Source organism: Microcystis sp. M165S2 (genome assembly GCF_020245885.1).
Lineage (GTDB): Bacteria > Cyanobacteriota > Cyanobacteriia > Cyanobacteriales > Microcystaceae > Microcystis.
The window spans coordinates 1-11,678 of record NZ_JADBTZ010000129.1; the positions used below are offsets into that span (position 1 = coordinate 1).

An 11,678-nucleotide genomic window follows, 5' to 3' on the forward strand; every position below is an offset into this window, starting at 1 on the left:
AAGGTCGCGAAAGTCTGAGGAGAGAACCACCTCTGGGTGGGATTTCGCCAGGAATCTAATTCAAGTGGACTCGTTGAGCCAGAAATTCTCAGCAGTGATGCTAGAAGAATCCACGTCCGTTTACGGCGTGGGGTATGTCAACCTAGCCAATTAATGGCCCCTTTAATCCAGTCTTCTGGCTGAGTATTTTTACTAAATAAAGCATCTTGACTGAGGACTGCGATAGCTCGATCGATCTCCTCCCGGCTGTATCCTAAAGCTAAAAGGGTCATCTGCACATCTTCAAGGATTTCCGCTGCCGGTAGTATTGCCGTGGTTGTCGTCGTCGCTTCTCTTAGTTGTCGCCATGCTGCCAATTTAGTTTTTAACTCCAAAGCGATTCTCTCTGCTGTTTTTAAGCCGACTCCGGGGGTTTTGCTCAAAATTTTGGTATTTCCTGTCACTATCGCCACCACAAGTTCCTCAATCCCCAAGGTATCGATTAAAGCTAGGGCTAGTTGCGCCCCAACTCCGTTGACGGAAAGCAGTTGACGAAACAGATCTCGCTCTGGGGCGGTGCCGAAACCGTACAATAAAGGCTGCTCCTCGCGAAGGAGTAGGTGAGTAAAAATCTGACAACTATCATTGTTATCGTTGCCGATGTCTAGGGCTAATCGCGAGGGAATTTGGATTTCGTAACCGATCTGGTTTACGTCTAAAATCAAGATCAGTCGGTTATTAGGGGTTTTGATCACCTCGATCGCTTGTCCCCGTAAATAATTAATCATTGATTTAATTCTCCTACGAAAATAACCGAACCACAGGGATGACGGTTTTTACTCCCTGAAGGAATGCCGGGGAGATTTTCATTTTTGTTACAATTGTTAACAGAAGTGAATGGCGTAATTGATAACCTAATCTTCTTGGCGTTAGTCCCCAATAATTGGAGAAGATACAAAATGAATGGCAACATTAGAGTCGGAAATCTCTTTGGAATTCCCTTTTATATTAATCCTTCTTGGTTCTTTGTTCTGGGATTAATTACCTTAACCTATGGGGGAGAGTTAAGTCAGTTTCCCCAGTTAACGGGAATCATGCCTTGGCTATTAGGATTTTTTGCCGCTATTCTCCTATTTGCCTCCGTGGTTGCCCACGAATTAGGTCATAGTTTTGTTGCCATCGCCCAAGGTATTGAAGTCAAATCAATTACCCTCTTTTTATTCGGTGGTTTGGCAACTCTCGGCAGAGAATCGAAAACTCCTCTGGAAGCTTTTCTAGTAGCAATTGCTGGCCCTTTAGTTAGTTTACTGCTCTTCGGTATCTTCCTAATTATTGGTTCCAATATTAGTTTAAGCGCGCCCCTGGCGGCGATTCTTTCGCTGCTTGCCTATATCAACCTCGCCCTAGGGTTATTTAACCTGATCCCCGGTTTACCTTTAGATGGTGGTAATATCCTTAAAGCCATTGTTTGGCAAGTAACGGGCAATCCCAATAAAGGGGTTTTATTCGCTAGTCGTTTCGGTCAATTTTTTGGTTGGTTAGCGATTGTCATCGGTGCGCTATCAATTCTCGGAATCAGTCAATTTGGCAGTTTTTGGACGCTATTAATTGGCATTTTCCTCCTACAAAATGCTGGCTTTTCCGCTCAATCAGCTAAGGTTCAAGATTTCTTAAGTCGCTACACCGCTAAAGATGTTATCTCTCCTAATAGTCCTGTAGTGTCGATTAATTTAACCCTGCGCGAGTTTGCTAATAATTATGTTATCGGTAAACAACAATGGTCTAAATTCTTAGTTACCGATAGCGAAGGTAAACTGTTAGGAGTGATTAATGTAGAGGCTCTGAAAACGATTCCTACTTCCCAATGGACAGAGGTAAATATCGGCCGGTTATTACAAACTAGCGAAAGTCTCAAACTGGTTTTGTCTAATACTTCCCTCCTAGATGTGGTGAAAATTTTGGAAGGCGAAAATTTATCTCAAGTGACAGTGGTAGAAGAAAACGGCACGGTTTTGGGGTTAATTGAGAAAGCTTCTATCCTTACTTTTCTCGCCCAAGAAACCCAAAGTCAACCCGCTTAATCAGTTATCAGTTATCAGTTATCAGTTATCAGTTATCAGTTAAGTAGGTGGGTGGAATTAAATATAAGATGAACGTAGGTTGGGTTGAAGTATGAAACCCAACGCCTGCATGGGTTACGAAGTGCGCTAACCCATCCTACAAATAATTGTGCCTCCCTACTTATCAGCTAGAATCAGTTAGGTAAATGTAATTTTCACCTCAATATTCTCGCAGAATTTTGTCTATTATCTCCTGACTATACTAACTGTCGCATTGCTTGCCACAATTGCTCGTATTCTTGCTCGGTTGCTGGCGATAAAGGGTTTAAAAAATCGCTGTTTTTGATTGCTTCTGGATTGACAAGTAAAGGATTATTTTTAATATCTGGGGGAATTTGGTCGGGATTTTGAGTGAGAATTAGGGGTGATAATCCGGAGGTAAATAAAGAAATTTTAGTGGCGGATTCTGGTTGCCAACAAAAATCAATCCATTGCTCGACAAGAGAATTAGGAGTAGTTAAAACTGGTTTTACCCACACATCTGACCAGAGAGAAGTCCCAGATTTGGGGACAACAACTTTAATTTTATTATAGCGATCGCTCACTGGTAAAATATCATTAGACCAACCCACAGATAGCCAGACATCACCGAGTATCAGGGGTTGTAAATAATGTTGAGAACTATAAAATCTTACCTGTTTTTGTAAAGCAAATAGCTGGTCTTTTAGTGCCGTCACTTGCTTTAAATCACTAGAATTATAAGAATAACCCAATTTTTTTAGAGTTAAACCGATGACTTCGCGACGATTATCGATTAGGGCAATTTTACCGGTTAATTCCGGTCGCCATAGATCAGACCAATCTTGTGGCCGCCAGTCAAATTGAGGGAATTTTTCCTCATTATAGGCAATTACTGTCATTCCCCAACGGTAGGGCGCACCCCAGACTTTACCCTCTGTTTGCGGTTGTCCTTGGGCATTGCGAGTCATGTTTTCTTGCCAACGGGGGGGCAGTTTTGACCAATTAGAAAGTTGAGAAGTATCTAGGGGTTGAATTAAGCCGTTAGTAATCGCTTTTCCTAGCCAAGCATCCCCTAGGGTGACTAAATTACCCATCGCTGGGTTTTGTTCCCTAAAAGGGATAGGAATCGAAAATTGTGAGGCTGGTTGCTCCTGATTTTTTAACCATTTTTCCAACAATTTTAATAGCTCTTTCAGCTGCTTTTCCGACTGAAAATTTACTTTTTTTTCGGCAATAGTTTTCCGAAAATCTGTTAGTAATCGCGGCGGAATCGAACCAGATAGGAGAAAAATGCTCGGATCGCCGCTTCCAGAAGCGCAGCCACTTAAACCTCCCGCTAAGGCGATTGTACCTAATCCTTGCAAAAAAGAACGTCTGTTTAACATATCGCCCGCCGATTTTCAACTTCAACAGTAATAATTGCCAGTTTCTAGCCTTAAATTATTATAGAACGATTTTTAACAGAATGTAAACTAGGGAGTTTTGCCGCTACCGATTTCAGCTATAGATCAGCTTTGTTGTTAACTTTTATAGTAGAAAACTCTGATTTTGTCCTAGTTAAAGCTAGGATAGAAAGAGTAAGCTAAGGAGCGAGGGTATAAGACTATGTTAGACAATAATGACCAAGATTTTCTTTATTCTTGTCGTTGTGGACAAGCCAATTTTCAGTCGGTAAAACATCAATCGGGTATTTTATTAATCGGGGGAGCGGAAGGAGGTAAATTAGGAGAAGATCAGGCGACAAAATGGTTATTGAATCGAGCTAAAGGCGGTAATTACTTAGTGTTGCGCTTTGGCAATCTTGGCGGTCAAGCTGATTGGATTTGCGATAATTACCGCTCCCTGATCGGCTCGGCGGCGGAACTATCAATTGATAGTCGTGAAGCGGCGAATCATCCTGATGTTATCGAATATATTCGTAATGCCGATATTCTTTTTTTTGCCGGTGGTGATCAAAATCAGTACGAGGATTTGTGGGAAAGCACAAAGGTGGAAACAGCGATCAATTATCTGATCAATGATAAAAAAGTTCCCGTGGCGGGAACCAGCGCAGGAATGGCTATTCTGGGTGATTTTTACTATGCGCCCACTCACGAAGGGGTACTGAGTTCGGAAATCTTAAATAATCCCTTTCACTTCAACACTAAAGACTTCTATCGGAGTGATTTTATTCGGGTTCCTTTTCTCAAAAAAGTCGTGACAGATACCCATTTGGATCGACTCAATCAAGATCATCCCGAAACAAGATATGGTCGCCTTTTTGGTTTTTTAGCCCGCAATGTACACGATAATCACAATCAACTGCCCGCCTACGCTATCGGTTTAGAAGAAGGTGCTTTTCTGGCGATCGATGAGCATGGTATCGCCAAAGTCTACGGCAACGGCACCGATAAGGGACAAGATGCCTATTTTCTGCAAACTAACGGGACTCTACCCGAACAGATGGAGCCGGATCGGCCTTTAATCTGGAATAATAACGGTCAAGCGGTGAAAGTCTATCGCATCGCGGGAACTCCCTCCGGCAGCGGTAAATTTGACCTCAAGGATTGGTCTAGTGCTGCTGGCGGTCGCTGGGAATATTGGTACACTAAAGGAGGAATAGCCGGGTTTAAGCGGGTTCCGATAGCCTGAAGGTCATTTTTGTCAAAAAAGTGAGTTCTCTGGGTGTTAAGATTAATTTTGAGGCAATAAGGAGAATTTTTTCAGCTATGACCCCTGAATTAATCACTTTCGGTCGGTATCTCGCAGGTGAATTTGAAAATCAACGGCAAGCGCAAGCAGAACCGGTGTGGTACGTTCACCTGCGTTTATGGTTGCGTCCGCTGCCTTTATTTCGGGAAGACAGCATCGCTCTTTTTGCCGAACAGGCGAGTATAATCAATTTAGACCAACCTTACCGACCGCGACTGTGGCGATTAATGCGCTCGGAATCGGCAGGGTTAGAGGTTAGGCATTATATGTTTAATGACCTGAAATCCGTGCAAGGTGCGGGCAAAAATCCCGATATTTTGCGAAAAATTAGCTTAGAAGACCTAACTTTCCTGCCTACTTGCACTTTAGCGGTCAAAGTCCATACTCTCGCTGATAATCAATACCAGTTTATCGCCCAACCGCAACCGGAACAGCGCTGTCAATTCACCTATGAGGGTACAACCTATCAGGTGGCTTTAGGTTTCGAGGTGACGAGTCATAGCCTAAAAACCTACGATAAAGGCCTAGATCCCAGCACCGGTAAGGGAATTTGGGGCGCTCTGCTCGGTCCCTATCAATACGAGAAAAAACGGGATTTTTCGGCAGAATTGGATGTGTGAGGAAGATTGCATCACATTAGGTCAAAATGACGGCAGACGACACCGCAAAGAGCCGCTAAAGCGGTAATTCCTAAAGCTGTACCGATGTCTTGTCCTTGATTGACGGCAAAAGAAGTGACGATTCCCGCACCTAAACCGGCTGTGATTGCCGCTCCGAGAAAATCTTTATCCGAGTTTTTATACATAGAGATAAGGCCAAATTTCCACAAAATCGTGTTTTTTACCTTATCATCCTCTTTTGAGCAACTAATCACCTGGGGGCAGAATTGCAATTAAGCTTTAGATTTAGCCACGTTTCTTAACATTAAGTTGGGTAAGATAGATAGGGGGTAAAATCGATGAAATTAGCTAAAATCTCTTTTTATGGCTTTTTAACGCTGATTATCTCCCTTTTGCTAATACTGAGTTTTGTTAATGCCAGCAAAGCACAATCGGATACGGCGGTAAGATCGGAGTTAATTAGTCTCCGCAATCGAGTCGAGCGCCTTGAAAGTCAGATTCGAGGAATATCCACCCGCGGGGAAAATGCCGCTCCGATTCCCCAACGGCGATCGGGAACGGGTATAGTAAATGGGGAAGTGGTCGGGGAAAGTGACCCACTGTTCCAGCGTTTAGCCACTTTAGTAATTGAAATAAAGGAAGATTTAAAAAAGCTAGAGCAACGGGTGCAAGTCTTAGAAAAAGAAACCGTTAGCCAGAAATCGTAGTCAATTGATGCTATAACGATCGAAAGTTAAATTGATCTCAACTATGCAGTTAATTGATTATGTAATTATCCTGCTTTATCTGGCAGCAACCCTAATAATCGGGATTGTAGCCGAGAAAAAAGCTTCTCAAGGTCTAGAATCCTACTTTTTAGGTAATCGTAATTTGCCCTGGTGGATGTTGGGGGTGTCGGGAATGGCAGCTAACACCGATTTAGCGGGAACTATGGTCATTTCTGCCCTAATTTACGCCGTCGGCCCCAAAGGACTATTTATCGAAATTCGCGGCGGTGTTGTCCTAATTATGGCCTTTCTCATGGCTTTTATGGGCAAATGGAATCGTCGCGCCCAAGTTATGACCATGGCGGAATGGATGCAATTTCGCTTTGGAACTGGAAAACAGGGGAATTTTGCCCGAATTATTAGCGCCGTCGCCACTCTCTTATTCTCTATCGGTGCGATGAGTTATTTCTCCGTTGCGGGGGGGAAATTTTTAGGGCAGTTTTTGGGCATGGATGATCGTCTTGCTTCGGTGATATTAATTCTTCTAACCTTGATTTATACGGTGGCCAGTGGTTTTTATGGTGGGGTAATTACCGATTTATTTCAAGGATTTCTGATTTTTGTGGCGGTAATTTATGTATCGACAGTGGCTTTTTTTACTGTTAATCTTCCTGATACTTTTACCGTAGCAATTCCGGGGGCAGCGGAGCCAAAAACTTGGAATTTAAGCGACTGGGCTAGTATTTTTCCCTCCCTGACTTTGGATTTACCCGGAGATTATGCCATCTTTAATTTGTTTGGTGGGGTGATTTTCTTTTATTTAGTTAAAACTATCATCGAAGGTTGCAGCGGCAGCGGTGGTTATATGTTACAACGATACCTAGCGGCCAAAAGCGATCGAGATGCCGGTTTATTATCTTTATTCTGGATTATTCTGCTTTCTTTCCGTTGGCCTTTAGTCACAGCTTTTGCGGTTTTAGGTATTCACTACGGTTTAACCGAAGGCACGATTACAGATCCAGAAAGAATTCTCGCCACGGTGATTACTCAATACATTCCTGTGGGGATGAAAGGGTTATTAATTGCTTCTTTTTTGGCGGCAGCTATGTCCACTTTTAACGCAGTTATTAACGCTAGTGCTGCCTATTGGGTCAAAGATATCTATCAAGCTTTTTTGAAACCGAATGCGGGAGAACAGGAGTTAGTTTTTCAAGGTCGTTTGGCCTCGGTTTTTGTGGTCGTAATTGGCTTAGTTTTGAGTTTTAATATCCAAAATGTCAATGATATTTGGGGTTGGTTAACCACGGGATTAGGGGTAGGATTAGCAGTTCCTCTCCTATTGCGTTGGTATTGGTGGCGCTTTAATGGTTATGGTTTTGCCGTGGGAACTTTAGCGGGAATGATTGCGGCTATTGCCTCACAAGCGATAATTTTACCTTTCTTTCGTCACAGTCAATATCAGGAACTTATTCTCTTTCTTGTGCCGAGTTTGTTCGCTTTAGCTGGCTGTATTATCGCTACTTTGTTAACTCCTCCTACCGATAGTTTAGTTATGGAAAATTTCTATAATATTACCCGACCTTTTGGCTTTTGGGGAGAAGTCCGTCAAAGTGTTAAACCTAACCTACAGGCAAAAATTAAAGCGGAAAATCAACGGGATATCATCGCCGCTTTTCTCACTGTTCCTTGGCAATTAGTCCTGTTTATGATGGGGATTGTTTTAATTATCAAGCAGTGGCAAAGTTTGAAGATTTTGGCTTTGGTTTTTCTTTTGCTTTCCATCGGTCTCTATTTTACTTGGTATCGACATTTATCTAAGGAAATTACCGTCACTAAAGACCGAGATTTAGGTTAGGCAGTTATCAGTTATCAGTTATCAGTTATCAGTTTACTGTCTTCCCACTCCCCAATTGATAATTCCCCACACCCTGTCCCCACGAAAAACTTTTTCAGCAGACCCTAATTAGGAGTGATCCCTTGACTTTGGCGGCACCTTGGGTTATGATTTTTTTATAATGGGATGGTTGTGTCTAGTATGAAGTGCTTAGATTCCCATTGTAAATAAAGTCTTTTAAAAATATTATCCCAAAATCTCACGACAAAAGCAAGGAAAATTTCGCCGTCAATTGTTAAGTTTTGTTAAGAAAAATAGCAAGAGCGGCAAGGAATAGAAATCCCTTACCGTTGACTTTGGCCGTACTCACCACTTCTTAATGAAGTGCTATCTAGAAGGAACTTATGATGAAATACAAAATTGTGCTTTATCGTTCTGAAGAAGGAATTACTGTTGGCGTTCCTGCACTCCCTGGTTGTTGGTCTGAGGGAGACACTGAGGAAGAGGCATTAATTAATATACAAGATGCAATGAGTATCTTGCAGCCTTGGAAAAACGCTGGCAAGATGGGGAAATTCCTGAAATTAAAATGCAGGTGTAACTATTTGACCGTCGTAGAATTTCGTAAACTATTATGATTGCGATAAAATTAGCTAAAATTTCTCTTGCTTTCGACTCATATCTAGATTTGATGATTAATTACATAAGCTTTAAAAACAGGATTTAAACATAATAGAGCGTTCTCATCTTTTGCCACTATTATTCGTCTGATTAGAGATTGAATTGCTTTCAAAGAATCTGTATAATCTAGAGAGGTTTGATCCATCATTTCTTTAATGGAAATAGGTTGATTAAAATTTGCTAATTCTGTTAGCATTAGTTTCTCTGATTCTGTTAAACTTTGTAAAATACTTAATAAAGTCTGCTCTAAAGTTTCTTCGGCAATCGGGTATTTAAGTTCTAAAAATTCAGCAACCTTACCTAAAAATATCCCCCGAATAAAACTAGCAACTAATTCTAACCAAAGAGGATGACCTTGATAACATTTAATTAAGGTTTGCCAACTGTCTTCATTTGATAGATGATGATGGCGCAAAATTTCTATTGCATCTTCTCCTAAACCTTCTACGATTAATGTTTTAATGAATTTATTTTTCTGTCCATAAAAAGTCGTATCAATAGGTTTTTCTTGACTCAACAACAGTAAACAGCTTTGATGATTGACTTCAGCAATGCTTTTAAACAATAGTTGATAGTCTTGGTAATCTTTTTGATAATTACCTGCTAGTTTTTTAGAGTCAAATAGACTTTGTAAATCATCAAAAATAATCAAACAGCGATGGCTTTTTATTAACTCTAAGAATAAATTTAATTTCTTGTCAAGACTTTGAGAGAGCTTTAATTGAGGATTGATAGAGGGTAAAATTTCACTTAAAAGTTCATCTGATTTTGGACAAAAATACAAACTTATGCGAATAACATAATTAAAACTATTTTTGATTTTATCAACCAGTTTCAAAGAAAGGGTGGTTTTACCAATTCCTTTTAAACCTAACACAGTAACCAAACGGTATTTCTCCGCAACTATCCAAGTTTCTAGATTATTTAATTCGGCAATTCTCCCATAAAATTGAGTTATTTCAGGAATATGACCTAAATCTAAATAGGTACGATTATTGTCAGGTTGAGATTGGTGGTTATTGCCATTAGACGCAGATAGATTAGAAGTACAGAGATTGACATTATTAAGAGAAACAAAATCTCTACCTGATGAAATATGATTATAGAACTGAGATTTCTTTAAAACTGCTCTAATATTTGATTTAGTAATATCTTCCCCTAAAACTTCTGACAAAATTTTCCATAATTCTGAAGCACTATCTCGAATATGACCTTCACTAAGATGAGATTCTTTGGCAACTTCTGAGTATTTGTAACCTTCTAAGGTCCCTTGCAAGATAGTTTTTTGAAGATAGTCTAGATGTTGATCTGTTTTGGCAAAAACCAACTCATCTAAGAGATTTAACACCGTATTAGATAGATTAGCTTGAAACATGGACTATAGATTAGGTAAGTTTTTTACTTATTTTAGCTGATATTTCCGATATTTCAGATCAATTGTTTGGCTGTAAGTTCCGACTTTTCCGACTGACTAAACTCAAGACTGCGATGTATCCTAAGTAATTAAGCAGTTTCAAGGCTTTATTTAGGCAATCTAAAGAAAATGTGTGATAGTACAGATTCTAGTATATCAGCAATAACATTTTTGTACTACTGTTGGCTGATTATTTAAGTTATAGCGGTTCTCGCATCTGCGAGGCACACTTTAACCTTTGTTGATTAAGCTTTTCAGGATTGAGAATGTACCTCTTGTGAACAGGAAACGCTATAGATGTACATTAAATCTATAGAGGAGTAGATTTTGCTGATTTTTCGACCTTATAAAATTTACTAAATAGAGGACAATGAAATGATAAAAATTGCCAAGTTGTCAATTATCCTAAGTCTAATGTTATCTTTAACGTCCTGTGATCAAGCTTTTTACGATAAGCAACAGCAGGAATCAAAAATTGCTCAAATGCGTGATGCGTTAGAGGTTGCTTTAGAGGCTAATTTAAAATATAGAGAAGCCGATGTCAATTGCGGATGGTTCAATAGCAATTTAACATCTAAAATTATTATGATCCCTTTAAACAAAGATGTTATTGATGCTACTGTAGCCTATAAAGTAGCCTTAGAAAATCTTGCGGAGGATGAAAAAAATAAACTTTTGCAAAAGAGTTATCAGCATTTTCTCAGAGGAAATACTGCTACTTTTGTCATAATGATTATTAATAATGATACACTCGAACATGGAAAAAATTTAATTTACTTTAATGATTTTAGAGAAGATGTCATTTTACTTAGTGAAAGTCAAAGAGTTCATAAGCTGAAGAATTATGACACTAATTTATCAACTTTTTTGAGTCCAGGTTTAAACATGGGATATGTTTCTTTTGAAAACTTTAGAAATGATCAAGATAAAGATGGTTTTATGGATACTTACACAATTCGTCTTGATCGTCTTATTTTAACCTGTAGTAACCAACAAAAAAATTACCAAACAATAGCCCTCCGTTTTGATGAATCAGAAGTTCATTTTGTCGATTTAATTGCTCAAGGTATGAGCAAAGAAGATATTAGAAATAAATGGGTTGCTGAACCTTATCAAGATGTTGGCTTAAAAGCTAATGACGTAGCAAATTTATTAGTTTTTGTGATTAAAATCTTATAGATTTTAACTATTGTCGAAGATTACATTATTATAAATATCTGCTATCTCTACCTCAACCCGCAAATATTTTAAAGTTATTATAGGAGGATTTTTATAAGCTTTAAAAAACCCGCAATCGCCTTCTTTTTGAAACTGTTCAATATAACATTTTTCCTGAGAAATTAATAAATATTCCTGAAAAGTTGGAATGGTTCGATAAGCAGTAAATTTATCTTCTTGATCATAATTAAAAGTATCTGTGCGTCTTTCTTGATAAGTCAGAGGTTCAGACATTACCATAATATCAGGATAAGTGGCCATTCGCCGCTCAGGTATCCATAAACGCTGAACAGTGACAAAAACGGCATAACATCGCCGATTCAAGTCTGAAGTGCATCACCTGAAAAGCTTGACAGAGGAAAGCTCATCAGTTAAAGTCGGATATTGCTCAAAACAAACAGACAAACTAATGAACTACTCACATCTTAGCATAGACCAGCGTAATCATCTTTA

At 39.5% G+C, this 11,678-nt stretch carries 12 protein-coding genes; 7 read left to right on the top strand and 5 right to left on the bottom strand.

What is annotated here, in order from left to right:
- Positions 1–137 precede the first annotated feature (137 nt).
- Entirely contained in the window at positions 138–767 is a 630-nt protein-coding gene (gene ruvA, locus IM479_RS06840; protein ID WP_190380317.1) for a Holliday junction branch migration protein RuvA, read from the bottom strand.
- A 63-nt stretch (positions 768–830) separates the two neighbouring features.
- Between ruvA and IM479_RS06845 the strand changes: the two genes are divergently transcribed.
- A complete protein-coding gene (locus IM479_RS06845) occupies positions 831–2,060 on the top strand; it encodes a site-2 protease family protein (RefSeq protein ID WP_287684393.1) in 1,230 nt (409 codons plus the stop codon).
- Positions 2,061–2,296: 236 nt separating this feature from the next.
- On the opposite strand, the gene IM479_RS06850 is transcribed toward IM479_RS06845, so the two are convergent.
- Positions 2,297–3,445: a substrate-binding domain-containing protein gene (locus IM479_RS06850; protein ID WP_287684395.1), complete on the bottom strand. Its 1,149-nt coding sequence runs from the start codon at positions 3,443–3,445 to the stop codon at positions 2,297–2,299.
- Between the two features lie 220 nt (positions 3,446–3,665).
- On the opposite strand from IM479_RS06850, the gene IM479_RS06855 reads away from it, so the two are divergent.
- On the top strand, positions 3,666–4,691 hold the full coding sequence (locus IM479_RS06855; protein WP_287684396.1) for a cyanophycinase: 1,026 nt from the start codon (positions 3,666–3,668) through the stop codon (positions 4,689–4,691).
- 77 nt (positions 4,692–4,768) lie between these two features.
- A complete protein-coding gene (locus tag IM479_RS06860) occupies positions 4,769–5,371 on the top strand; it encodes a chromophore lyase CpcT/CpeT (RefSeq protein WP_287684397.1) in 603 nt (200 codons plus the stop codon).
- An 11-nt stretch (positions 5,372–5,382) separates the two neighbouring features.
- Here IM479_RS06860 and IM479_RS06865 read toward each other — a convergent pair whose 3' ends face one another.
- Entirely contained in the window at positions 5,383–5,556 is a 174-nt protein-coding gene (locus IM479_RS06865; protein WP_172970560.1) for a hypothetical protein, read from the bottom strand.
- Positions 5,557–5,709: 153 nt separating this feature from the next.
- Here IM479_RS06865 and IM479_RS06870 point away from each other — a divergent pair, with 153 nt between their 5' ends.
- The 3 genes from IM479_RS06870 (at position 5,710) to IM479_RS06880 (ending at position 8,550) form a co-directional block, all read left to right on the top strand.
- Positions 5,710–6,078, top strand: coding sequence for a hypothetical protein (locus IM479_RS06870; protein WP_287079526.1), 369 nt, complete (start codon positions 5,710–5,712; stop codon positions 6,076–6,078).
- A gap of 43 nt (positions 6,079–6,121) precedes the next feature.
- Positions 6,122–7,933 (top strand): sodium:solute symporter family protein, encoded by a 1,812-nt coding sequence (locus tag IM479_RS06875; protein WP_287684399.1) that lies wholly within the window; start codon positions 6,122–6,124, stop codon positions 7,931–7,933.
- Positions 7,934–8,334: 401 nt separating this feature from the next.
- Entirely contained in the window at positions 8,335–8,550 is a 216-nt protein-coding gene (locus IM479_RS06880) for a type II toxin-antitoxin system HicB family antitoxin (protein WP_287684401.1), read from the top strand.
- A gap of 44 nt (positions 8,551–8,594) precedes the next feature.
- Here IM479_RS06880 and IM479_RS06885 read toward each other — a convergent pair whose 3' ends face one another.
- Positions 8,595–9,968 (bottom strand): helix-turn-helix domain-containing protein, encoded by a 1,374-nt coding sequence (locus tag IM479_RS06885; RefSeq protein WP_287684402.1) that lies wholly within the window; start codon positions 9,966–9,968, stop codon positions 8,595–8,597.
- A 414-nt stretch (positions 9,969–10,382) separates the two neighbouring features.
- Between IM479_RS06885 and IM479_RS06890 the strand changes: the two genes are divergently transcribed.
- On the top strand, positions 10,383–11,186 hold the full coding sequence (locus IM479_RS06890; RefSeq protein ID WP_002764855.1) for a hypothetical protein: 804 nt from the start codon (positions 10,383–10,385) through the stop codon (positions 11,184–11,186).
- A 3-nt stretch (positions 11,187–11,189) separates the two neighbouring features.
- Here the strand turns inward: IM479_RS06890 and IM479_RS06895 are convergent, their stop codons facing one another.
- Positions 11,190–11,549 carry a PDDEXK family nuclease gene (locus IM479_RS06895; protein ID WP_287684404.1) on the bottom strand — a complete coding sequence of 120 codons (360 nt, stop codon included), beginning with the start codon at positions 11,547–11,549 and terminating at the stop codon, positions 11,190–11,192.
- Positions 11,550–11,678 lie beyond the last annotated feature (129 nt).